The organism is Chelatococcus reniformis (assembly GCF_014640075.1).
GTDB lineage: Bacteria > Pseudomonadota > Alphaproteobacteria > Rhizobiales > Beijerinckiaceae > Camelimonas > Camelimonas reniformis.
Window position 1 is genome coordinate 113,545 of the sequence record NZ_BMGG01000010.1, and the last position, 23,616, is coordinate 137,160.

At 69.3% G+C, this 23,616-nt stretch carries 20 protein-coding genes; 7 read left to right on the forward strand and 13 right to left on the reverse strand.

The features are described from left to right. Positions 1-29: 29 nt before the first annotated feature. A complete protein-coding gene (locus IEW34_RS25145; protein ID WP_188611984.1) occupies positions 30-1,271 on the reverse strand; it encodes an ABC transporter substrate-binding protein in 1,242 nt (413 codons plus the stop codon). 378 nt (positions 1,272-1,649) lie between these two features. Here IEW34_RS25145 and IEW34_RS25150 point away from each other — a divergent pair, with 378 nt between their 5' ends. The 4 genes from IEW34_RS25150 (at position 1,650) to IEW34_RS25165 (ending at position 6,896) form a co-directional block, all read left to right on the forward strand. Next, positions 1,650-2,858 (forward strand): acyl-CoA dehydrogenase family protein, encoded by a 1,209-nt coding sequence (locus tag IEW34_RS25150; RefSeq protein WP_188611985.1) that lies wholly within the window; start codon positions 1,650-1,652, stop codon positions 2,856-2,858. 200 nt (positions 2,859-3,058) lie between these two features. Next, a complete protein-coding gene (locus IEW34_RS25155) occupies positions 3,059-4,717 on the forward strand; it encodes an acetate--CoA ligase (RefSeq protein ID WP_244642200.1) in 1,659 nt (552 codons plus the stop codon). Continuing rightward, on the forward strand, positions 4,714-5,460 hold the full coding sequence (locus IEW34_RS25160) for a FadR/GntR family transcriptional regulator (protein ID WP_188611986.1): 747 nt from the start codon (positions 4,714-4,716) through the stop codon (positions 5,458-5,460). Before IEW34_RS25155 ends, IEW34_RS25160 begins: the two co-directional genes overlap by 4 nt. A 209-nt stretch (positions 5,461-5,669) precedes the next feature. Beyond that, positions 5,670-6,896: an MFS transporter gene (locus tag IEW34_RS25165; RefSeq protein WP_188611987.1), complete on the forward strand. Its 1,227-nt coding sequence runs from the start codon at positions 5,670-5,672 to the stop codon at positions 6,894-6,896. Positions 6,897-7,055: 159 nt separating this feature from the next. Here the strand turns inward: IEW34_RS25165 and IEW34_RS25170 are convergent, their stop codons facing one another. From IEW34_RS25170 to IEW34_RS25195, 6 genes are all read right to left on the reverse strand, one after another. After that, positions 7,056-7,499, reverse strand: coding sequence for an SRPBCC family protein (locus IEW34_RS25170; protein WP_188611988.1), 444 nt, complete (start codon positions 7,497-7,499; stop codon positions 7,056-7,058). Positions 7,500-7,817: 318 nt separating this feature from the next. Continuing rightward, the gene (locus IEW34_RS25175) at positions 7,818-8,087 is read right to left on the reverse strand and encodes a hypothetical protein (RefSeq protein ID WP_188611989.1); all 270 of its coding nucleotides are present in this window, start codon (positions 8,085-8,087) and stop codon (positions 7,818-7,820) included. Next, positions 8,084-8,878, reverse strand: a complete 795-nt coding sequence (locus IEW34_RS25180) for a DUF899 domain-containing protein (protein ID WP_188611990.1) — start codon at positions 8,876-8,878, stop codon at positions 8,084-8,086. The genes IEW34_RS25175 and IEW34_RS25180 overlap by 4 nt, the downstream gene beginning before the upstream one ends. Before the next feature lie 336 nt (positions 8,879-9,214). Further along, positions 9,215-9,457, reverse strand: a complete 243-nt coding sequence (locus IEW34_RS25185) for a hypothetical protein (RefSeq protein ID WP_188611991.1) — start codon at positions 9,455-9,457, stop codon at positions 9,215-9,217. A 549-nt stretch (positions 9,458-10,006) separates the two neighbouring features. Further along, a complete protein-coding gene (locus IEW34_RS25190) occupies positions 10,007-10,303 on the reverse strand; it encodes a hypothetical protein (protein ID WP_188611992.1) in 297 nt (98 codons plus the stop codon). Between the two features lie 539 nt (positions 10,304-10,842). Next, positions 10,843-12,372, reverse strand: a complete 1,530-nt coding sequence (locus tag IEW34_RS25195) for an ATP-binding protein (RefSeq protein ID WP_188611993.1) — start codon at positions 12,370-12,372, stop codon at positions 10,843-10,845. A gap of 492 nt (positions 12,373-12,864) precedes the next feature. Here IEW34_RS25195 and IEW34_RS25200 point away from each other — a divergent pair, with 492 nt between their 5' ends. Further along, positions 12,865-14,034, forward strand: a complete 1,170-nt coding sequence (locus tag IEW34_RS25200) for a DJ-1/PfpI family protein (protein ID WP_188611994.1) — start codon at positions 12,865-12,867, stop codon at positions 14,032-14,034. Between the two features lie 133 nt (positions 14,035-14,167). Continuing rightward, on the forward strand, positions 14,168-14,371 hold the full coding sequence (locus tag IEW34_RS25205; protein ID WP_188611995.1) for a CsbD family protein: 204 nt from the start codon (positions 14,168-14,170) through the stop codon (positions 14,369-14,371). Positions 14,372-14,557: 186 nt separating this feature from the next. Here the strand turns inward: IEW34_RS25205 and IEW34_RS25210 are convergent, their stop codons facing one another. Genes IEW34_RS25210 through IEW34_RS25230 form a run of 5 tightly spaced genes read right to left on the reverse strand, consistent with a single transcriptional unit; the run spans position 14,558 to position 20,700 of the window. Continuing rightward, positions 14,558-15,685, reverse strand: a complete 1,128-nt coding sequence (locus IEW34_RS25210) for a DSD1 family PLP-dependent enzyme (RefSeq protein ID WP_188611996.1) — start codon at positions 15,683-15,685, stop codon at positions 14,558-14,560. Next, positions 15,682-18,012, reverse strand: a complete 2,331-nt coding sequence (locus IEW34_RS25215; RefSeq protein ID WP_188611997.1) for a xanthine dehydrogenase family protein molybdopterin-binding subunit — start codon at positions 18,010-18,012, stop codon at positions 15,682-15,684. The genes IEW34_RS25210 and IEW34_RS25215 overlap by 4 nt, the downstream gene beginning before the upstream one ends. Then, positions 18,009-18,848: an FAD binding domain-containing protein gene (locus IEW34_RS25220; protein WP_188611998.1), complete on the reverse strand. Its 840-nt coding sequence runs from the start codon at positions 18,846-18,848 to the stop codon at positions 18,009-18,011. The genes IEW34_RS25215 and IEW34_RS25220 overlap by 4 nt, the downstream gene beginning before the upstream one ends. Further along, on the reverse strand, positions 18,845-19,300 hold the full coding sequence (locus IEW34_RS25225; RefSeq protein WP_188611999.1) for a (2Fe-2S)-binding protein: 456 nt from the start codon (positions 19,298-19,300) through the stop codon (positions 18,845-18,847). The genes IEW34_RS25220 and IEW34_RS25225 overlap by 4 nt, the downstream gene beginning before the upstream one ends. A gap of 29 nt (positions 19,301-19,329) precedes the next feature. Beyond that, positions 19,330-20,700, reverse strand: a complete 1,371-nt coding sequence (locus IEW34_RS25230) for an amidase (RefSeq protein WP_188612000.1) — start codon at positions 20,698-20,700, stop codon at positions 19,330-19,332. A gap of 255 nt (positions 20,701-20,955) precedes the next feature. Here IEW34_RS25230 and IEW34_RS25235 point away from each other — a divergent pair, with 255 nt between their 5' ends. Continuing rightward, positions 20,956-21,930: a Bug family tripartite tricarboxylate transporter substrate binding protein gene (locus IEW34_RS25235; RefSeq protein ID WP_188612001.1), complete on the forward strand. Its 975-nt coding sequence runs from the start codon at positions 20,956-20,958 to the stop codon at positions 21,928-21,930. Positions 21,931-22,068: 138 nt separating this feature from the next. Here the strand turns inward: IEW34_RS25235 and IEW34_RS25240 are convergent, their stop codons facing one another. Then, positions 22,069-23,478 carry an amidase gene (locus IEW34_RS25240; protein WP_188612002.1) on the reverse strand — a complete coding sequence of 470 codons (1,410 nt, stop codon included), beginning with the start codon at positions 23,476-23,478 and terminating at the stop codon, positions 22,069-22,071. Positions 23,479-23,616 lie beyond the last annotated feature (138 nt).

The following is a 23,616-nucleotide window of genomic DNA, read 5'->3' on the forward strand; positions in this document are numbered from 1 at the left end:
GACCGGCCATCAACTTGGCAAAGTGCCGCCTACGACTTGACCAGCGGGCAGCCGCCTTCGGCCATGGGGCGGTAGGCCTCGTCGCCGGGGATGCGGGCGAGCACGGAGTAATAGTCCCAGGGCTCCTTGGATTCCGCGGGGGATTTCACCTTGAGCAGGTACATGTCGCGGACCAGCCGGCCGTCCTGGCGGATCTTGTAGTTGTCGCTCCAGAAGTCGTTGACCGGCAGCTCCTTCATCTTGGCGGCGACCGCAAGGGATTCGTCCGTGCCTGCCGCCTGTACCGCCTTGAGATAGTGAAGCACGGCGCCATAGACGCCGGCCTGGTCCGCGGTGGGCGCCTTGCCGCCGTGGCGGGCCATGAAGCGGCGCGACCAGTCCCGCGTCTTGTCGTCCAGGTTCCAGTAGAAGGATTCGGTGATCACCAGCCCCTGCGCGTCGGTGAGGCCGATGGCGTGCACGTCGGTGATGAACATCAGGAGGCCGGCAAGCGTCTGGCCCGGGGTGATGCCGAACTCCTTGGCCTGCTTGATGGCGTTCACCGTGTCGCCGCCGGCATTGGCGAGCCCGATCACCTTGGCCTTCGAGGCCTGCGCCTGCAGGAGGAAGGAGGAGAAGTCGAGCGTGTTGAGCGGATGGCGCACCGCGCCGGCCACCTTGCCGCCGCCCTGCTCGACGAAGCGGACCGCGTCCTTCTCCTGGGAGTGGCTGCCGGCGTTATCGGCGGTGATGAAGAACCAGCTGTCGCCGCCCTGCTTGATCAGCGCCCGCGCCGTGCCGTTGGCCATGGCGTAGCTGTCGTACGTCCAGTGGATGGTCGTCGGCGCGCACAGCTTGCCGGTGAAGTCCGACAGCGCGGGGCCCGATAAAAGCAACATGCGGTTGCGATCGCGGGTGACGCTGAGCACGCCGAGCGCGGTGGCCGAACTGGGCACGTCGGCGATGGCGTCGACCTTGTCCACATCGATCCACTTGCGCGCGATGGCCGAGCCCACGTCCGGCTTGTTCTGGTGGTCGCCGGCGACGATCTCGATCGGCTTGCCGAGCACGGTGCCGCCGAAGTCCTCGACCGCCATCTTGGCCGCGAGCACCGAGCCCGGGCCGCTGAGGTCGGCATAGAGGCCCGACTGGTCGTTGAGAACACCGACCTTGACGACGCCGTCCGAGATGCCGCCCGCCGCTGCGGGCGCGGCCGGCTTGTCCGCCCCCTGCGCCAGCGCGCCGCCCGCCCATACCGCGCCCACCGCCGCAGCGATCCATAGCTTGCGCATGCACGTCCTCCCGGTATCTCCGACTATTATTGTCGGACAAAAAATGAGAATAGAAGCGGGAGGCCGCTCCGTCAACGACGCGCACGTCGATTGTTGTCTCGCGGCGGATGGATGGTCGGCTGGCCCGATCATGACGATAACTCGGCGGAGATGCTGCGACTTCGACGTCATGATCGGGCTCGACCCGACCATCCGTCCTCTAAAGGCCTGCGGCGGCCTGCACCCCGCTTGACAGCAAGCCCTCGGACGCGCGACATCGTTATTGTCCGACAATAAAAGCCGACGTGCCCGCCCGATGCGGCCGCCGTCGGCGGGCATGCCATCGCGGCGCGGCGATGCTAGTGCTGCGGCACTGTTGTTCCAGGGAGACCCCACGACATGTCGAAGCCCACCACCAGCGCCGCCTTCGGGTTCGAGATCCCGGCCGAGCTGACGGAGCTCGCCGACCGCATCGGCGCCTTCGTCCGCAACGAGATCATCCCCTACGAGAACGACCCGCGCTGGGGCGCCCACGGGCCGAGCGACGAGCTGCGCCGCGAGCTGAACGCGCTGGCCCGCAAGGCCGGCGTCTTCGCCCCGCATTCGCCGGAGGAGTTCGGTGGGCTCGGCCTCGGCCACCTCGGCCGCGCTGCGAGCTTCATCGCCGCCGGCTACTCCATGCTCGGCCCGATCGCGCTGCATTGCGCGGCGCCCGACGAGGGCAACATCCACCTGCTCGAGATCGTCGCCACGCCCGAGCAGCGCGAGCGCTACCTGAAGCCGCTGGCGAGCGGCGAGGTGCGCTCGTGCTTCTGCATGACCGAGCCCGCGCCCGGCGCCGGCTCCGATCCGCGCCAGCTCGCCACCGTGGCCCGGCGCGATGGCGACGACTTCGTCATCAGCGGTCAGAAGTGGCTGATCACCGGCGCCTATGGCGCCGCCTTCGCCATCATCATGGCCCGCATCGAGGGCGGCGAGGGCGACGGCAAGGCCACCATGTTCCTGAGCCCCATGGACGCACCCGGCATCGTCATCGAGCGCGCGCTCGATTCGCTCGATTCCAGCTTCACCGGCGGCCATGCCGTGATGCGCTTCGACGGCTTGCGCGTGCCGGCGAGCGCCGTGCTCGGCCAGCCGGGGCAGGGGCTGCGGTACGCCCAGGTGCGTCTGGCGCCGGCGCGGCTCACCCACTGCATGCGCTGGCTCGGCTCGGCCATGCGCGCCCACGATGTCGCCGCCGACTATGCCCGCACCCGGACCGCCTTCGGCAAGACGCTGGCGGAGCACGAGGGCATTTCCTTCATGCTGGCCGACAACCTCATGGACATCCACACGGCGCGCCTCACCATCTGGCACGCCGCCTGGCTGCTCGACCGCGGCGAGCAGGGCGGCAACGAGAGCTCCATGGCGAAGGTGATCTGCTCGGAGGCGATCTATCGGGTGGTCGACCGCTCGCTGCAGGTGCTCGGCGGCCTTGGCGTCACCCGCGACGCCATCGTCGAGCGCATCTTCCGCGACGTGCGCTCGTTCCGCATCTACGACGGCCCCTCCGAGGTGCATCGCTGGGCGCTCGGCCAGCGCATCGCCAAGGGCGAGCTCAGCTACTGAGGAGCGCGCTGCGTTCCCAGCGTCATGGCCGGGCTTGACCCGGCCATCCATCCACTCGGGAACGCTCCGCTCCGGCCAGCCCTGGCGGGCTGCATTTGGTTCGATCGATGGATGGCCGGGTCAAGCCCGGCCATGACGGCTGAGGCGCGTTGCGCGAGACCGATCTCGGGCCGGCCTTGGGATGAGGCGGGAGGACAATCATGCGGGACATCTGGACGGCTGGACCCGAGGCTTCCGGTGAGAGCTACGTGGCGATGCGTGCCGGCTTTCGCTGGGACGTGCCCGCCACCTTCAACTTCGGCAGCGACGTCATCGACCGCTGGGCGCAGGAGCGGGACGGGCCGGCGCTGATCTGGCGCAATGCCGCAGGCGCTGCCCGCACGCTCACCTATTCCGACATGGCGACCGAGACCAACCGTCTGGGCAACGTGCTGCGTGCCCATGGCATCGCGGCCGGCGACCGCGTCCTCGTCATGCTGCCGCGCATCCCGGAGTGGATGACCGCCCTCGTCGGCGCCCTCAAGATCGGTGCCGTGCCGATCCCCTGCATCGAGATGCTGACGCCGCGGGACATCGAATATCGCGTGCGCAACTCCGGTGCCAAGGCGGTGATCTGCCGGGCCGAGCAGGCGGACAAGTTTGTCGCTGTCACCGGCGAGGTGCCGGTGCGCATCGCCATCGGCGGGGAGGCGGGGTCGCCGGCAGACTGGCTCGACTGGAGCCGCGCGCTGGCTGCGGCGGCCGAAACGCTGGAGGCCGCCGTGGTCAGGGCCGACGATCCGGCCATCATGTATTACACCTCGGGCTCCACAGGGCATCCCAAGGGCGTGCTCCACGCCGCGCGTGCCCTCTACGCCTGGCGCGTCTCGGCAATGTACTGGCTCGACCTGCGGCCCGGCGAGCGCATCTGGTGCACTGCCGATACCGGCTGGAGCAAGGCCGGCACCAGCATCCTGTTCGGGCCGCTGAGCTGCGGTGCCGCAAGCTTCTTCTACGACGGCCCGTTCGTACCGAGCGAGCGGCTGAAGCTTCTCGCCGAGCATGGCGTCACCGTCTACTGCGCGCCGGCGACGGAGCTGTTCCGCCTCGTCGACGAGAACATCGCCGCCTACGACCTCTCGGCGCTGCGCCGAGTCGTCTCCTCGGGCGAAGCCATGAATCCGGTCGTCGCGGGTCGCTGGGAGGCCGCCACCGGGCTGCGCGTCGACGAGGCCTATGGCCAGACCGAGACCTTGATGACCGTGCTCAACTATCCCGGCGAGCCGGTGAAGTACGGGGCCATGGGCCGGCCCTCGCCCGGCAGCGAGCTGGCCGTCATCGACGAGGCGGGCCGGCGGCTGGCCCAAGGCGAGGAGGGCGCGCTGGCGCTGCTGACGCCCAATCCGCAGATGATGCTCGGCTACTGGCAGGACGAGGCGCGCACGGCGGCGGCCCACGTGGAGGGGCCAGAGGGTCGCTGGTACCTCACCGGCGACCGCGCCAGCTTCGATGCGGACGGCTACCTCTGGTATCGCGGCCGCGCCGACGACGTCATCAATTCGGCCGGCTACCGTATCGGGCCGCTCGAGGTGGAGAATGCGCTGCTCGAGCATGCGGCGGTCCAGGCCTGCGCCGTGGTCGGCAGCCCGGACACCGAGCGCGGCGAGATCGTCAAGGCCTTCGTCGTGCTGCGCGCCGGCCATGCCCCGTCCGATGCGCTCGCCCGCGAGCTGCAGGACCACGTCAAGCATGTCACCGCGCCCTACAAATATCCGCGGGCCGTCGCCTTCATCGCGGCGCTGCCGCTGACCGCGACCGGCAAGATCAAGCGGCGGGACCTGCGCGATCAGGAATACGCCAAGGCGGACGCCGCGCCATGACCGGTGTCGATGTGGGCCTGGTGCCGGCCCGCACCGGGCTCGCCTACCGCACAGTCGCGAGCTTCATCGAAGACCGCATCCTGCGCGGCGACTGGGCGGTGGGCGCCCGGCTGCCGTCGGAGACGGCGCTGGCCGAGCAACTCGGCGTCAACCGCTCGACCATGCGCGAGGCCATCCGGGTGCTGGAGCAGAACGGGCTGGTGCGGCGCCACGAGGGCGGCAAGCGCCTGTTCGTCAGCGCCCCGCGCGACGCCGACATCGCCTCGCGCGTCGCGGCCGCCATGGTGCTGCGCGAGATGAGCTTCTTCGAGCTGTGGGAAGCCATGCTGAGCCTGGAGCCGGGCCTGGCCGAGGGGGCGGCCGGCCGCATCTCCGCCGATGAGCTCGACGCCATCGCCGACAACGTGGCGCGCACGCGCCGGGCACTCACCGACGAGCGCAGCCTCACCGAGCTCGACATCGAGTTTCACGACCTCGTCGCCAAGGCCTCGCGTAACCGCGCTCTCCAGCTCTGCCGCGAGCCGATCAGCCGCCTGTTCTACCCCGCGTTTCTCCAGGTGTTCTCGCGCCTCAACGCCGGCGAGCGCCTCATCTTCGCCCACGAGCGCATCCTCGCCGCGCTGCGCGCCGGCGCCGCGTCCGAGGCCCGCGCCTGGATGGACAAGCACATCGTCGATTTCCGGCGGGGCTACGAGCTGGCCAGCCTGGACATCGAGGCGCCGGTGCGGATGCCGCAGGCTTAAGAGCTCACCGGGCAGGCCTAGGGGCGTGGGATCATGCCGGGGTGAGGGGGCGCGAGGGGGCGGACATAGGCCATCCAGCGCCGGCTGGCCATTGCGCGGTCAGCATTCGCGCCCAGCCAGCCCTGACAAGGTCAGCATTGTCCGATAAGGTGACCGCCGCCATCGGCGCCATGGCTTGAATTGCCTTTTCGGGCACAGCGGGGTCCGCATTGTACGCGCAAGTTGCAGCCATAATACTTGCCACGAGCTTTGTTCAACTGGCGAACGGGTTCTTCACGACTTTAGTCGCGCTGCGCCTCGGCATCGAGAATTTTTCTCCCTCGCTGGAGGGCGTGATCATGAGCGCCTATTTCGTGGGCTTCACCATCGGCTCGCTGACCTGTGGCGGCATCATCCAGCGTATCGGGCATATCAGGGGCTATGCGGCGTTCGGCGGCATCGTCATCTGTGCCACCATGGGCATGAGCCTCCTCGTGGACGGCCTTGCCTGGGCCTTGCTGCGGGCCGCCATCGGCTTCGGCTGCGTGGGCCTTTTCGTGGCGACTGAGAGCTGGCTCAACGCCAAAGCCACGCCGGCGCTGCGGGGCCGCATCTTCTCCACCTACATGGTCGGCACGTTTCTGGCGCTCGCCGGCGGCCAGTTGCTGGCGGGGCGGCTGTCGCCGACCGGCTCGGCCTCGTTCGACATCATCGTCGCGTTGTTCGCGCTGGCGCTGGTCATCGTCAGCATGACGCGCGCCGAGCCGCCGGCCATCGTCACGGAGGCCAGGCTGCCTTACGGGGCCTTGGCGCGCGTGGCTCCGCTGGCGGTGCTGGGCGCGGCCATCGCAGGTATGGTCAGCGCCACCTTCTACGCCGTCGTGCCCACGTGGATGATGGCCCGAGACGTCCCGCAGGAGACCATTGGCCTCGTCATGCTCAGCGTCGTGCTGGGTGGATTGGCCTTGCAGGTGCCGGTGGGGCTGCTGTCCGACCGCGTCGACCGCCGGCTGCTCCTCGCAGCCCTTGCGCTCGGATATGCGACGGCCGCACTGGCGTTGATCGTCGTCCCGCGCAACCTCGCCATCGTGCTGCCGCTGGCAGCCGTGCTCGGCGGGTTCATGTCCACGATGTATCCGGTCTGCGTCGCCAACGCGATGGACAACATGGGGGGCGAGAGAGCCGTTTCCGTCAGTGGCCGGCTCATTCTCGTCAGCGGCATCGGGTCGATCATCGGGCCCTTCGCGGGCACATGGCTGATGTCGCATCTCGACATCGACGGGGTGCTCTACTTCGTTGCAGCCGCTGCCCTCGTGCTGGCCGCGGTGGCGGTCTGGCGCGCGGTGTCGCGCGCTGCCGTCCCGGCGGTCGATGCACCTTTCGTCATTGCCCCTTCGCAGGCGGCACAGTTCGTTCCCGAGCTCGAGCCGGGCGCCTCCCGACCGGGCGCGGTATGATGCCGGCGGCCCGCCACGCGCCCGACCGCCTGCCGACCATTCGTCGGCGATAACGGGATCGGGCGGGGGCACCCGAGGGGCGGGCTCCAGGCGCCGCCGTCGGATCGCGGGGTTCGGCCGCGCGATCCGATGCCGGGGCCTCGCTCGACGCCGATGCGCCTACTCGTTGATCTCGGGCTCGACGAGCTTGGCCAGATTTCGCAGCGACTCCTGCCAACCGAGGTAGCACGCCTCGAGCGGAATGACGTCCGGCACGCCGGACTGCTCGACATCCAACTCGGTGCCGACCGAGACCTTCTTCAACGTCACGGTGACCTGCATCTCGCCGGGCAGGTTGGGATCGTCGAATTTGTCCGTGTAGCGCAGGCGTTCGCCGGGCACGAGCTCGACATATTCGCCGCCGAAGGCGTGGCTCTTGCTCGTTGTAAAATTCCGGAACGACATCTTGAAGGTGCCCCCGACCTTGGGCTCCAGATGATGCACGGTGCAGGCAAAGCCGTTGGGTGGCAGCCATTTCGCAAGCGCGTCGGCCTCGACGAACGCGCGATAGACCTTCTCCGGGCTGGTCGCCAGAACGCGGTGCAAGCGCACAGTGTTGGGCATACTCGTATCCTCATGCATTGGCGGATGGCTGTCGACGCGGTCAAGCGCCTGGTATCGGCAGAACCGGCAAGATCTCCACCGGACGGGGCCCGGAGAGAGCGATAGCAAGCCCCTTTGCGCCCGTGAATTGCCGATCCATGGTCCGAGGACGAAGACGGGCTTGTCAATCCGACAGCGGGTCTCAGATTTATCGAGGCCACCTGCGATTGCTTGCGGATCCACGGCGATGAATGGGGCGGGCCGGGCCCGTTCTCATATTGAGGATGAGGGCTTTCGCTTTCGCCACGTCATCGGCGGTCTGACGCGACCTCCATTCGCTCAACGGGCCGGGCGGCTACCGGCACGGATCAGCTTCAGCCACGGTGCCGCGTGGAAGAAGCTCATCAGCAGGTACATCGTCGCCATGCCGCTCAGCGGCCACACGGGCGCGGCCGCGCAGAGCATATCCGCCGGGCCGCCGCCCAGCACGCCGGTCAGCAGCGCCATGACGGCGAAGGTGGGCGAGGCCGCCAGCGCCAGCCCGTCGGCCACCCCCAGCGCAGGTGCGCGCCGGGGTGGCGCGGACCCGCCGACACACGCCGGGCTCATGGCTTGGCGCCCGCGTCCCGGTTCCGGAACGCCGCCTCGCCCGCATCCGACACCGCGACCCACGTCTTGTCGGGTGCGGCGTCCGGGACGTAGCTGTCGTGCCAGTTCCACCACTTGTAGGTCGGGGTCTGAGGATAGCCTTCGGGCGAGTCCTCCCAGGTCTCCTGCCGGCCCAGCGGCGTGACGTCGAGGTAGTTCCAGGTGCTCCCCATCTGCTCGTCGCCGCGGTTGTTGACGAAATAGGTGCGGTAGACGCGATTGCCATCGCGGTAGAACACGTTGGTGCCGTGCCACTCGCCCACGTCGAAGTCGGCGTCGAAGCTGTCGGTGATGGTGAACCACGGCATCTCCCAGCCCATACGCGCCTTCAAGCGCGCGATGTCGGCCTGGGATGCCCGCGAGATGAACACGAGTGTGGTGTCCCGGGCATTGAGATGGGCGAGGTGGGCGACCTGGTCGGCCACCATCGAGCAGCCCCGGCAGGCCTGCTCGGGCCAGCCGAACACGCCGGGCTCGAAGAAGGCGCGGTAGACGATCAGTTGGCGCCGGCCCGCGAAGAGGTCGAGCAGGCTGGTCTTGCCCGCAGGTCCCTCGAAGGCATAGGTCCTCTCCACGGCCATCCACGGCATGCGCCGGCGCTCGGCAGCCAGGGCGTCCCGGGCACGGGTCTGCGCCTTTTCCTTGACCAGCAGTTCCTGATGAGCCGTCGCCCACGCCTGAGCCGACACCACCAGTGGCGTGTGCATGGCGGGCTGGCCGTCGTCGCGTCCGTTCTGGACTGATGTCGTCATGGCTGGTGAACCTCCTGACCTGGCAATGTCCTGCCTCGGGGCGAGGCGCGACTTCCGCCGCGGCCCATCGCCCGTGTGTTGGCCGTGAGATCGTTTTTGCACCGCCGATCGAACGGCGGGGAGTAACAAGTGCGGCGCCATTTCGCTGGCGCTGCGCCGGGCCTGTGCAGCGGCTGAAAGGCGATGGCATCCCCGCGTGCCGCGGCCCCTGCGGGACGCCACGCATTTCGGAAAGGTCCGACGGGTGGAACGGTTCCGGCGATCGCGAAGCGCTCCGGCTTCAGAAAGCTATGAGCATTCGTGCGCTGCGGCTGGGGTCGGCTTTGTCATGATCGTTCATACGAATGACCTCTCCTCCCCCTTCAACACAGCATCGAAGCTGCACGAATAGAGTATCCTGCCTTCTGCATCGGTGACCGTCAGCGCGTCGGGTCGCTGCGGCATATCAAGGGCTTGCGCCAGCGCCCAGGCTCGCCCAATTGCGGCGTCGCGATCGAACGCATCCTCCGTCTCGCGGCCGACGACAGCATGAGCGCCATCCTCCTGTCGGACCCGGAAAAACTCGATTACGATTCTCACGGCCACCTCGCGTTGCTACAACGGGCGCGTTGACGATCCGAGCCCGGCGCCGCCTTGCCCGCAGAGCGTTGGCCAGAAGGGCAACGGATCTGACGGCCGCAGTCCTAACAGTTCGAGCAGATTCCGCTCGTTGCGCGCTTCAATTCGGTCGCTCTCTTGTTGAAGGCGCGCTCTTCAGCATCTTGCTTGGTGTGGTTAGGGTTCCTTCCGGTGTTCACGCTGGTACGACCGCTCTCCAGTTCGGTCGACTGTAACGGCCGGTGCGGACCAGGCTTCTCCTTGGCGAAGCCAACAGCAGGCAGCGTCGCCGAAAAAGCAAGTACGTATAGCCCGAAGGCATAGCGTCTAGACCTGATTTGTATCATTCGATCTGACCTTAGTATGATTTTACTGACGATACCGATATTCCGTCGCGGTGACGAATATTCGGCGTCCGTCACGGAATGACATTCCTATCCCGACTAATATTTTGCGCCTGGCTCCCTCGAAAGACCGCGCTCCGCCGCGCATCGCCCGCGTTCTGCGCCCGCGATCAGCCCGAGGGCCCGATCAGGTTAGGCCTTCGACCTCGTCAAATATCTCTTGGGCGCCCTCGATATCGCATGCGGGGACCCATACCCAGCAGTCGCCCCATCGGGTCGCCTTGGGCACGGTATCCATCCATTCCCTTGGAACGCCCATCGCCCAGAGCCCGACATAAGGCCCGCCGTCATCCTTGGAGATGCGCCAAATGGCCTCGAACACACCGGTTTTACCGATGAACGCCGCGGATCCAGGTTTCAAATCGGCCATACGCTTCGGCGAGTACATGGCGCGGTAGCGACTGTACAGGACAAAATCTTTCATTTCGCCGTTCCCCGCAGCTCACAACGTCGGTGCCATCCGCGGCGGCTCACCTGTCGCGTCGGCCCCAACGTTCCCGCCCGCAGAGGTCGCCGCACTATCTTGCCGGCATCGTCAGCTGCCAATCGGCATCTTTTGTCAGTTTGAGCAGGGCGCTCTCGCCAGCAGTCCTTGCCTCCTGCTCGGTTGCGACAACCGGCCCGCTCCGCCCGGGAACTCTCACGCTGGCGCACCAAAGCTGATACTGGAACCCGCCCTCAACCCGAAGGACAAGCGATACAGGGGAGCGGGACAATTTCCTTGCCATGACCATACGCTCATGTGGGGGCGCCGACCAACGAATGTAACCAGGCGCGTTGCGGCGGCTGGCGGCTCGAGCGACGCTGTTTGGAATGCATGGTTCCGCTTCCCCAAAAGGGAACGAACTGTCCGGCTCCGCCTTGGCGCTGATGGGCACCGTACGCCGGTTCGGGCGGAAACTTCCGGGTGATGGACGATCGGGCGGAGTGCGCGTCTGTCAGCGTGAGCCGCTCCGATCGCGTTCACTCCGCCGCTTGGCCGGGCATGCTCATCCCCGCCGGCGCGTTCGGGTCGCCAGGCTCGGTTTCCCAGGCCAGGCCCGGAATGGCCACGATGCGCCGGCCGCGACCGTCCTGACGGCAGACGATCACCTGACGTTCCTCCATGTAGGCGAGCAGGCGCCGCGCCCGGCCCGGCGAGCGGCTGCCGTAGGAGCGGGCGACGTCGGCGTCGGACGGGCAGAGGCGGCGGTCGAAGGCGGCCCGCGCCAGGGACAGGAACACGCCCTGCATGTCCTCCGGCAGGGCGCCCGCCATCGTCAGCACCTCGGCCCAGGGAGAATCCTCCGCTTCCGCCTCGGCGAGGTCGATGCCCGCATGGGCCACCGCCAGCCGACGCCGGAAGGACGGGAGGCTGAGGGGCTCGCCCCCGACCCGGCGGATCCGGCAGCGCACCAGGAAGTCCTGGTACAGCACCGCGATGGTACGAAAGCCGGCGTCGCTCTCGCTCAGGATCTCGCGCAGCGCCGCGTCGATGGCCGCCTGACGCTGCTCGGGCGAGAGGCTGGGCAGCGGCTCGGCGGCGGGCGGCAGCGCCGGCGGCACGCTGCGCGCGAGTTGGGTCAGCACGTCGGCGGTGGATGTCACCGCCGGGGCCCGGCGCGGCGCCGGCGGCCGCGCCTCGTCGGCTCCTGGGGTGAAGATCAGATCGCGCGTCTCCTCGGCGGCGGCCGGCTGCGGTAGTGGCATCAGCCTGGGGCTGGTGGAGCGTGGCGCCGTCTCGACCGGGCCGATGCGCACCGGCAGCGGGCGGCGGGCCAAGGCCGGCCCGAGGGCGACGAAGTGGCCGCTCTCCAGATCTCGGAACATCTCGGCCTGGCGCCGCTCCATGCCCAGGAGGTCGGCGGCCCGGGCCATGTCGATGTCGAGGAAGGTGCGGCCCATGAGGAAGTTGGACGCTTCCGCCGCCACGTTCTTGGCGAGCTTGGCCAGGCGCTGGGTGGCGATGACCCCGGCGAGGCCACGCTTGCGGCCACGACACATGAGATTGGTCATGGCGCCGAGCGACACCTTGCGGGCTTCGTCCGACACCTCGCCCGCGGCGGCAGGGGCGAACAGCTGCGCCTCGTCCACCACCACCAGGAGCGGGTACCAGATGTCCCGGTCGGCATCGAACAGCCCGCCGAGGAAGGCGGCGGCGGCGCGCATCTGCTGCTCGCTGTCGAGCCCCTCCAGGTTGAGCACCACCGACACCCGGTGCTGGCGCACCCGCGCCGCCACGCGCTGGAGATCCGCTTCGCCTCGCTGGGCGTCCACCACCACGTGGCCGTAGCGGTCCGCCAGCGTGACGAAATCGCCCTCCGGGTCGATGATCGCCTGCTGCACCCAGGGCGCGCTCTGTTCGAGCAGGCGGCGCAGCAGGTGCGACTTGCCCGAGCCCGAGTTGCCCTGCACCAGCAGGCGGGTGGCCAGCAGTTCCTCGAGGTCCAGCGCGGCCGTGTCCCCGCCCGCGCGCGTGCCGAGGTCGATGGACACCTTGGCGGGCGGCGTCATCGTGTCGCCGACTCTGCGGTGCGGGGGGCAAACATCATGGGCGGACTCATATCGATTCGCGCCGCACGTTCAACCGCGGGGAAACGGGCAGCCCGTGAAGCCCGGCGCAACGGCCCCTCCGGCTCTCTTGCGCACTGCGACAGGCGGCACCATATCGCAAGCATCAGCAGCGCAGCTCAAGCCGGCCTGAAGGACTTACGTCGAAAGGCGTAGTGTTTATTGTTTGTATGCGCTGCATCGCGGAATTAACTATAAGTCTCCCGTTGGCTTCCAGCCATTACGGCCAACGGGAAGCTTGGGCCGGCGCAACCTGATGGATGCGTCGGCCCTTTTCTTCGCCGACCCTGTTCCGCCCCGCGCACAGAGGCGCGGCCGATGCTGACGGGGCGGACGTGCCGCCCGGCCCTGCAACGGCAGTTTGGCAGAAAGGACACGTCATATGGCGCTTGCGCCATGGACGACGCTGGTATCCTCCGCCGCAATGGAGGCCACATGCGCAAGCGCACCATCCTTCTCGCCATTGGCGCCGCCCTCGCGCTCCCGCTGATCGCGGCGCCGTTCGTGCTCGCGCCTCGGCCGGCGTCGACGCCGCTTCCGCCTGCCGCTGCCGTCGGTTCCGCCGAGCAGGCCCGGACCATCGCGGCGATGCGACCGCCCAAACGGGCGCGGCCGGTGATCGCCATCGCCACCTTCAACGCCGCCACCGAGGTGTCCGACCTTCTCTCCGCCTATGGCGTGTTGCGCCGGGCCGACGTCGCCGACGTGACCGTAGTGGCGGAGCGGGCCGCGCCGGTGCAGCTCTATCCGAGCCTCAGCATCGAGCCGGAGGCGACGATGAGCGATTTCGATGCGCGCCATCCCGAGGGGGCGGACTATGTCGTCGTGCCGGCGATGGAGCCGGTCGACCCGTTCGTTGCCGGCTGGATCGCGGCGCAACATCGCAAGGGGGCCAAAATCGTCGGGATCTGCAATGGGGCGAGGACGCTCGCCGCCGCGGGGTTGCTCGACGGCCGTCGCGCTACGGCGCACTGGAATGCCATTCCCGAGCTCAGGCAGCAGCATCCGACCATGCAGTGGGTGCGGGACCGGCGCTACGTCAGCGACAACGGAATTACCACCTCGACCGGCATCTCCGCCAGCGTGCCGGTGATGCTGGCGCTGGTGGAGGCGATCGGCGGCCGGCCGGTGGCCGAGCGGGTGGCGGGCGATCTCGGCGTCACTGACTGGGATGCGCGTCATCGATCGGCCGCGTTCGAGCTCACTGGCGAGCACCAGAAGACCTTCGTGCGCAACACCCTGACGTTTTGGCGCCGGGAGACCGTGGGCATCCCTCTCCATGCCGGTGTGGACGAAGTCGCCCTCGGCTTCATGGTCGACGCTTACGCCCGCACGGCAATGGCGACGGTCGTCACGGTCGGCGGCGAGGGCGCTGCGGTGCGCAGCCGCCACGGCCTGATGATCCGCCCGGACCGCGCGAGTGACGCCTCTGCGGCGGATCACATGCTTCCCGCGCCATCGGCCGAGTCTCCGGCACAGACGATCGCGCGGGAGCTGCCGCGCATCGCCGCCCGCTACGACGGGTCCACGGCGGCGATCGTGGCGCTGGTGATGGAGTACCCTTGGCCGGGCGCGGACGTCGCGGCGGGCGCGCCGGGCGGCTGATGGAGCCGCGATCGGAGGGGCTCCCGGGCGAGGCGATTGCCGCGTCATCCGCGTGTGTCGTCTGTCTCACATTGGAACCAATCGGCCAGCTCGGATCTTTCCAATTCATGATCGTATCCAAGAGGAGGATGGATTGGATTGGAACCGCGTCGAAGGTAATTGGAAGCAGTTCAAGGGGAATGTGAAGGAGCAGTGGGGCAAGCTGACCGACGATGACCTCGACGTCATTGCCGGAAAGCGTGACCAGCTCGAAGGAAAGATCCAGGAACGCTATGGCGTTGCCAAGGACAAGGCCAAGGAGGACGTCGACAGCTGGTATTCCCGGCAGCGGCTCTGAGCGCGGATTCCCGCTCTCGAAGGCTTGCGTCCTTGATGCCTGGGGGGCGCGGCGCCCGCTCCCTCCGGGCCAGCCGGCCCCGCCGGCACATTCCCGCCATACGGCTGCAGCTCGCGCCGGCGTCCTCTGGGCGCCGGCCGCGTTCGTGTCCTGCCAGCTGATCGGGCAATGCTTCGCCCGTCTCCGCTAAGGCGTGGTGGTGTAGCGCCCCTCGATGGGCCAGCGCTGCAGCGGGACGTCCGGGTGCCACACGCGGTAGGCGTCGTGCAGGTTGACCGTCGGGTCGCAGTGGCTGGCCGACAGCAGCAGCCGCGTGCCGATCGGGAGCTGGGCGGCGCCGGCCGGCAAGTCGAGGATGCCGTGCTCGTCGCCGCCGAAGCGGAAGCGAGCGCCATCGGCGCCGAGGATGACGTGCGGCGGCGGGCCGTTGGTGGCGATCGCCTTGGTGCCGGCGTCGATGGTGACCTGGCCGGGCCGGCTGGCCGAGACCACGGTGGCGAGCACGTAGAGGGCGACGCCGAAGGCGGCGTCCTCACCGTCGCCGCGCCGCACGCGGTCGTAGTCGGCGTCCATCAGCGCATAGGACCCGGTTTGCAGCTCCGTGTAGGGGCCGTCGCGATCGAAGGCGAAGGCGCCGGTGCCGCTGCCCGAGATCAGCGGCACGGCCAGGCCCTCCGTCTCGATCGCCTCCACCGCTCGCGCCAGCACTTCCGACGACTGTCCGGCCGCCGCCCGGCGCTCGTCCGGATCGACGATGTGCTGGACATGGCCGGCATAGCCCTGCACGCCGGCGAAGCGAAAACGGCCGTCGGCGGCGATCAGTCCGGCAAGCTCGGCCCCGGCTCCGGCGTTGGCGACGCCCGTGCGCCGCTGCCCGACGTCCACGTCGACCAGCATGGAGACGGGCGGATCGGACGGGCGCGAGGCCCGATGCAGCAGCTCGACCTGGGCGGGATGATCGACGACGGCCAGCATCGGCGCCCTCTGATTGAGATCGAGCAGACGCCGCGCCGTCGCCAAGCTACCGAAGGGCGCCGTCAGCAGCAGGCCGTGGATGCCGCGCGCGGCGAGCGCCTCGGCCTCGCCGATGGTCGCGCAGGCGATGCCGACGGCGCCCGCGTCGAGCTGGCGCCGGGCGATATCGGGCGATTTGTGGGTTTTGGCGTGGGGCCGCAGCGCCACGCCGGCGTCCATTGCCGCGGCGGCCATGCGGGCGAGGTTGGCGTCCAGTACAGGAAGGTCGATCACCAGTGCGGGCGTCGCGATCTCAGCGAAAGCGGCGAGGCCGGGGGCGATGCGGGTGGCTTGCGTCATGGCGGGGCGACCAGTCGGTGTGTGGCGAGGCGGCAGGCGGTATAGACGCGCTCGGGCCGCAGCGGCAGCGTGTAGAGCGGCGCCTCGTGGCCGGTAGCGCCCGGCGCGATGGCATGGGCGAGCGCGTTGGCAATGACGGCAGCGGTGGGAATCAGTCCGCCCTCGCCGATGCCGCGCACGCCGAGCGGGTTGGTGCCCGGGCGGGTCTCCACGTGGCCGAGACGGACGCGCGGCAGATCAGGCGCCGTGGCGACCAGGTAGTCGGCCATGGTCGAGGTGACCAATTGACCCTCGTCGCTGTAGATCAGTTCGGAATACAGCGCGCCGCCGATGCCGTCGATGACGCCGCCGATGATCTGCCCTTCCACGATCATGGCATTGAGCGCCCGGCCGGCATCATGGGAGACGAAATAGTCGAGCACGCGAAAAAAGCCGGTCCGCGGGTCCAGGCGGACCCTGGCCACATGTACGGCTCCGCCGAAGGTGAGCGGCTGGTCGCTGCCGTAGACGTACTGAGCTTCGAGCGCCGGCTCCCCGGCAAAGTGCGAGCCGCCAGGGCTCACCGCCCGAGCGATGGCGGCGATGTCGAGATCGGTGTCGCCGCCGGCGGCGCGTACGATGCGCCCATGGGCGATCGTCAGGGCGTCGGCCGGAGCCTGCAGCATATCGGCGGCAACGGCCAGGATCTTCTCCCGCAGCCGCTCGGCCGCGCCGAGCACGGCGTTGGCGCCGAAGATAGCGCCGCGGCTGGCGAAGGCACCGCGGCCGAAGGGCACCAGCTGGGTGTCGCCCATGCGCACGTCGACGCGCTCGAAGTCGACGCCGAGCGTCTCCGCCGCCACCTGGGCATAGGTCGTATGCTGCCCCTGGCCCTGGGTGCTCATGCCGGAGGTGACCGTGACGTTGCCCAGCGCATCGGCGCGAATGACCGCCGTCTCGAAATTGACGAAGCCCGAGCCCTCGATGCAGGCCGCCAACCCCCACGCGGTGCGGCATCCGTCGGCCTCGGTGACGACGTCTCGGCTGTAGCCGCTGTCGGCGAGCGCCTGGTCGAGGAGGGCGGGGAAGTCGCCGCTCTCGAAACGTAGGGGGATGCCGGCGAGGCTGCGTTCCAGCTCGTGCGGCAGGTCGGCCGGGCGGATGAGGTTGCGGCGCCTGAGCTCGACCGGCGTGAGGCCGGCCCGCTTGGCCAGCAGGTCCATCAGGCACTCGATGGGAAATGCCGCCTCCGGCGCGCCCGCGCCCCGGTAGGTGGCGATCGGCGTCTTGTTAGTGCCGATGCAGCTGACGTCGACGCGGAAGTTGGGGATGCGGTAAGCGTTGGCGATGAAGCCGGCGGCCACCTCCGCGGTCATGATGCCGCTGGTGAAGACGTAGCCGCCCATGTCCAGGCGCAACTGCGCCTTGAGCGCGAGCAGCGCGCCGCCTTCGTCGCACCCGAGTTCGATGTCCACGTCGATGGCGCGGGAATGGGTGGTCGCCTGCAGGTTCTCGAAGCGGTCCTCGATCCATTTGACCGGCCGGCGCAGGCGCCGGCTGGCGTGGCTGACGACGAGTTCCTCCACATAGGTGCGCGACTTGGCGCCGAAGCCGCCGCCCACGTCCTCGCAGACGACGCGGACCTGATACTCTGGGAGGTCGAGGATGGAGGAGAGGTTCTGACGCACGTTGTAGTGTGCCTGCGTCGACATCCACACCGTGAGCGCCTGGCGCGCCTCGTCGTAGTCGGCGACGATGCCGCGCGTCTCCAGCGGCAACGGCGCCTGCCGGACGAAGCTGAAGGTTTCGCGCACGCGATGGGCGGCGCCGCGCAGGGCCGCATCGGCATTGCCCGTTGCCTGCTGGAAGTGAGCGCCGACGTTGCCGAGCCAGTCGGGATGCAGGCGCGGCGCGTCCGGCCGGACGGCATCGGCCACCGTGGCGATCACCGGCAGCTCGCGATAGGCGACCTCGACGAGCGCCGCCAGGTCTTCGGCGCGGTAGCGGTCGTCGGCCACCACGAAGGCGATCGGCTCGCCGACGAAGCGGACGCGGTCCGTGGCCAGGAAGCGGGGCAGGCCGCCGCGGATGGCCGCGTGCCAGTAGCGCGTCACCCAGGGGCGATCGTTGAACGGCAGGTCCGCGGCGGTGAGCACCAGCAGCGCGCCGGCGGCGAGCGCGGCGCTCGCGTCGACCGAGACGATCTCGGCGTGGGCGCGCGAGCTGCGGACGAAGGCGCCCTCCACCATGCGGTCGAGATGCACGTCGTCGACGAAGCGTCCGGCGCCACGCAGCAGCCGGGCGTCCTCCTTGCGGCGGGGGGCGGATTGGGCGGCGGTTCGGCTCATGGCGGCAGCACCTCGGCCAGGCAGTCGTTCAGCAGCACGCGGGCCAGCTGAAGCCGGTAGTCGGGGCCGATGACCCCGTCCTCGAGCGGTTCCGTCTGCGCCAGCTCCTCGTCGATCAGGCGGACGACGGCAGCCTGCTCGAACGGCCGGCCGGCCAGCTCCCGGCTCAGGTGCGCACACACGCGGGGCGTCGCTTCCAGGCCGCCGACCGCGATCGTCAGGCCCTCGGGCGACCATTCGGCGGCGACCGCGGCGATGGCGAAGTCGCCGTGGCGGCGCGCCAGCTCCCGGAAGGCGCAGCGCGCCCCGGGGCGGCTTGCCGGAAACGTGATCTCGGTCAGTATCTCGTCGGCAGCGCGCACCGTCTCCATGGCATGCAGGAAGAAGGCACGGGCCGGAACGGTGCGGGTGCCCGCGCTGCTGAGCAGGGTGAGAACGGCGTCGGCGGCCACGGCGACGAGGGCGAGCTCGGCCGCCGGATCGGCGTGGCACAGGCTGCCGCCGATGGTGCCGCGGCTGCGCGTCTGCGGATGGCCGATGTGGGGCAGGGCGAGCGCCAGCAGCGGCAGCGCTTCGCCCACCGCCGGGGTTCGCATGAGCGCCGCCTGCCGGGCCATGGCGCCGATGCGCAGGCGGCCGTCATCGCGCCGCACGTCGGCCAGCCCGGCGATGCCGTTGATGTCGATCACCGTGTCGGGGGCGGCCAGCCGCAGGTTGAGCATGGGCATCAGGCTCTGGCCGCCGGCCAGCAGCACGGCACCGTCGCCCTGCGCCAGCAGGCCTGCCGCCTCCGCGACGGTGCCGGGCCTGGCATAGGCGAAGCTGGGCGGCTTCATCGGGCTTGCGCCAGGACGGCGTCGACGATGTGCTGGTAGCCGGTGCAGCGGCAGACGTGACCGCCCAGCACGTGGCGCACGCCGTCCTCGTCGCCGGGCAACTGCCCGGACCGCGCGAGCGCCTCCAGCGTCATCAGGATCCCGGGTGTGCAGAAGCCGCATTGCAGGCCGTGATGGGCATGCAGCGACGCCTGCATCGGCGACAGCTCGCCGCCAGCGGCCAGGGACTCGGCCGTCTCGATGCGGCAGCCGTCGGCCTGCACCGCGAGCATCAGGCAGGAGCGAACCGGCTCGTCATCGACGATGACGGTACAGGCCCCGCAAACTCCGATCTCGCAGCCGACGTGCGTGGCGGTGAGCCGGAGCTGGTGGCGCAGGAAGTCGACCAGCAGCAGGCGCGGCTCGGCCGTCGCCTCGATCCGAAGGCCGTTCACGGTGCAGGTAAGCTTCATGGGCTGTGCTCCGATCACTGGCCGCTTCGTCAGGCCCGCCGTTGCGCGCCGGGGGCCCACAGGGTCTCGTCGGCGCATACCGCGTCGGCCCAGGCCGGCAGATAGCGCGACGACGCCGTGCCGGCACCGGCGCTGAGCAGACGCTCCAACGCGTCCGCGACCGCAAGCAAGCGCGGTTCGGCGTAGCGTTCGGCCACCACCTGCAGGCCGATCGGCATGCCGGTGGCGCCGGTCGCCGCCGGCAGCGTCAGGCACGGCACGTGCAGCACCGTCCACGGGATATTCTGGGACGGATCGCCGGTGTGGCTCATGTCCGGCGCTTCCGTCGCCGCCGCCGCGCAAAGCAGGGCGTCGTAGCCCGCTGCCGCGCGCTGAAAGGCCATGCGAGCCTCCTCGGCGCGCCCCAGGGCATCGCGATGGTCGGCGGCAGTCCACCGTCCGGCCCGCTCGATGCCGGCGGCCATCGACGGCGCCAGGCGGTCGCGGGCAGCGATATACTCGGGCATCAGGCCGCGGCGCATCTCGAAATCATGGATCGTGCGGCCGATCTCGACAAGGTCGGCGAAAGCCGGCCCGAGGTCCACGTCGTCGATCGCCAGGCCCGCGGCGCGCAGCCGGCCGACGCTGGCCTCGATCGCGGCGCGGGCATCCGGCGCCACCTCGCTCCACCAGGCGCCGCGGCAGAAGCCCAGCCGCAGCCCGCGCCTGTCCGCGGTCTCGGGGCCGGGCTCGTCCACCAGGGCCTCGTAGAGCAGCCGCACGTCCGCGACGCTGCGCGCGAACAGGCCGATGCTGTCCAGCGATTCCGCCAGCGGCTTCAGGCCGGCGCGGCTGAGGCGCGCGTAGGTCGGCTTGAAGCCGACCACGCCGCAATAGGAGGCCGGGCGAACGACCGAACCCAGGGTCTGGGTGCCGATTGCCAAGGGCACCAGGCCCGCCGCGACCGCCGCCGCCGAGCCGGCCGAGGAGCCGCCGGGCGAGCGCGCCGAATCAAGCGGGTTGCGCGTGCGCGCCGGCGGCCACGCGGCGAATTCGGTGGTCGCCGTCTTGCCAGCCACGATGGCGCCACGCTGCCTGAGCGCGGTGACGATCGCCGCATCCATCACCGGGCGATGGCCGGCATAGGCCTTCGAGCCAAAGCTCGTCGGCATGGCGGACGTCTCGAAGATGTCCTTCACGGCAACGGGAAGGCCGGCAAGCGAGCGGCGCACCGGCCCGGCCGATGGGGCCGGCGCCGCGTCGGCGACGAGCGCGTCCTCGCCGACGTAAACGAAGGCTTCCAGGTCGGCGGCGGCGCGGATGCGCGCCAGGGTCCAGCGGACGAGGCGCTCCGCCTCGATCGCGCCGGCGGCGACCGCATCTCTGATCTCGGACAGCGGGGTTTTGGCAAAGGGCTGCATGCGGCTCACGCTTCAATGGCGTAACCATAGGAGACCGAGAAAGAAACTGAAAGTTCAGAATTCGCGCTAGGTGCTCGCTCTTTGCGCCCGCCTGATGAGAGAAGCGGCAGGGAGGCTCTCAATTGGCCTTGACCGCCAATGCCTTCGCCCACATCGTAGATACTGAAATGTCAATTCAAGCAAAAGCTCCAGGGGGCAACCGGGGCGCGTGATGCGCGCGGCGGCCCGACTGACGAGCGCCAAGAGGGGATCGGCATGAAGCGAAGGACCATCTTAGCCGCGCTTGCAGGGGCGATGGCGGTAACCCTCGGGCTGGCGACGGAGCCCGCGGCACAGGCCGCGGGGACGTTTCCCGACAAGCCGATCACCTTCGTGGTGCCGTTTGCGCCCGGCGGCATCAGCGACGTCATGGCGCGCGCCATCAGTGCGGCCATGGCGCCGGAGCTCGGCCAGCCGGTCGTCGTGCTGAACAAGCCGAGCCCGGGCATGGTGCTGGGTCTCAGCGAGATCGCCAACGCCAAGCCCGACGGCTACACCATCGGCATCTGGGCCAACTCGGCCTACACCTTCCCCATCGGCATGAAGACGACGGTACCCTACGACGGCATCGACGGCTTCACCTTCCTTCGCTCCTACAGCGAATTCGTGCTGGGCGTCGTCGTCCGCGCCGACGCGCCGTGGAAGACCTTCCAGGAGCTGGTCGAGGAGGGCAAGAAGAGCCCGGGCAAGCTCAAGTTCGGCTCGGTGGGCATCAACTCCATCCAGCACCTGATCATGGAACAGGTGATGAAGGACACCGGTGCGAAGTTCGTCCACGTGCCGCAGGCCGGAACCGCCGCAGGCATCGCCAACGTGCTCGGTGGCCACCTCGACTTCCTGTCCGACGCCTCGTCGTGGGCGCCCAACGTGCGCCAGGGCCAGTTGCGCCTGCTCGCCTATACCGGTGACCAGCGCTCGAAGTTCTTCCCGGACGCGCCGACCTACAAGGAGCTCGGTTTCGACGTCGTGCGCAGCCGCGGCGCCATCGTCGCACCGGCCCGCTTGCCCGAGCCGATCCGCGCCAAGCTCGAGGCCGCCATCGACAAGGCGCTGAAGGACCCCAAAGTGGTGGAGGCCTTCGCCGGTATCGCCACCGAGATCGGCAGCATGCCGGGCGAGGAGATGCGCACATTTTCCATCGCCGACCGAAAGCAGTGGGAAGCCATGCTGGGCGCCGCGCCGAAGAACTAACGGCGAGCATCTCGACGTCATAGCCGGGCTTGGCCCGGCTATTCATCTCCAAGCCAGGTAGCGGGCAGATTCTTCAGGTGAGAATAGCCGGGTCAAGCCCGGCTACGACGGCAAGGGCAGACCGGCCAGGTCTGCCGCCTAAACCCCCGCTTCGTGCCACATCGGCCAGGGGCGCAGGCGCTCGAAGGCAGCGGCGGCGGCGAGCACCCGGGCGTCGCCGCACCTCGGGCCGACGATCTGCAAGCCGACCGGCAGGCCGGCCCGGGTGCGGCCGGCCGGCACCGAGATCGCCGGCTGGCCGGTAAGGTTGAAGGGCCGCAGATAGGGCGACCAGGCCGATGGCGGCACAGCGCGGCCGCCGATCGTCGCCGGGGCGAGCGTGCCCACGGGGAAGGGCGGCGCCGCCGTCGTCGGTGTGACCAGCAGGTCGAACGCCTCGAAGAGCCCCAGGGGGTGGGCGCACCAGCGGTTCCGCTCCAGATAGGCGTCGTAGAAGGCGTTGGGCGGCAGCGCCGCGGCGTGATCGAGGATGGCGAGGATGCCGTCCTCGATGTCGTCGCGGCGGTCGAGGTGATCCCCGAGGCGCCAGGCAAAGCCGACCGCCGACAGGGTGTTGGCGAAGGCGGCCGGATCCGGCCAGTCGAGGTCGCGCTCGACGATGGTCCAGCCGAGCTCGGCCAGCGCCGTGGCCGCCTCCCGGCACAGCGCCTCGATCTCCGGATCGACCGCTTCGACGAAGCCGAGCTGGGTCGTGAACAGCACCTTGAGGCCGCAGGGCGTCGACTGCGTCGCCGCGACGAAGTCGTCCGCGCCGCGCGGCAGCGAATGGGGGTCGGCCGGATGCGGGCCGGCAGCTGCCTCGAGCACGAGGGCCACATCGGCCACGGTGCGGCCGATGGGGCCGTAGTGCTGCATCAGCCAATGGGGATGTGCCGGCACGTCCGCCAGGCGCCCGTGGGACGGCTTGAAGCCGACCGTGCCTGTAAATGCGGCGGGCGTGCGCAGCGAGCCGCCACCGTCGGTGCCGATGTTGACCGGCGCCAGGGCTGCGGCGGCGCTGACCGCCGCGCCGCCGCTGGAGCCCCCGGCGGTCACGGTGCGATCGTGGGGATTGGGGGTCGGCCCGAAGAGCTTGTTATCGGTCGAGCCGGTCCAGCCGAATGCCGGTGTGTTGGTCTTGCCCACGACGATGCCTCCCGTCCGCCGGACGGCGGCGACGACGCCGGCATCGGCCTGCGGCACGTGGTCAGCGAAGAGCGGCGAGCCGGAGGTCGAGCGCAGGCCGGCGGTCATGATGTTGTCCTTCACGGACACGGGAAGGCCGGCCAGCAACGGCGGCTCGTCCGCCCCCATGAACGCGTCTTCGGCGCGCCGCGCCTCGGCCCGCGCACGCTCCGGGTCGACCAGGACGAAGGCGTTGAGCCCCGGGTTCAGCCGTTCGATGCGGGCGAGGTAGCCGTCCATGACCTCCACCGGCGAGAGCTGCCGCTGCCGATAGAGGCGGACCAGATCGCTCGTGGTCAGCAGCTGCAGGTCCGGTTCGTGCATCGCATGCCCCAATTTTCACCTTGACCGTTATGCATGCACCGCCCAGACTTTCAACTGAAATGTCAGATACTCAAATTCTGATATTGTCAGTCGCAAGGCGCGTTCGCCCATGGCGGGGCCCGGGCCTCGCGTATCGAT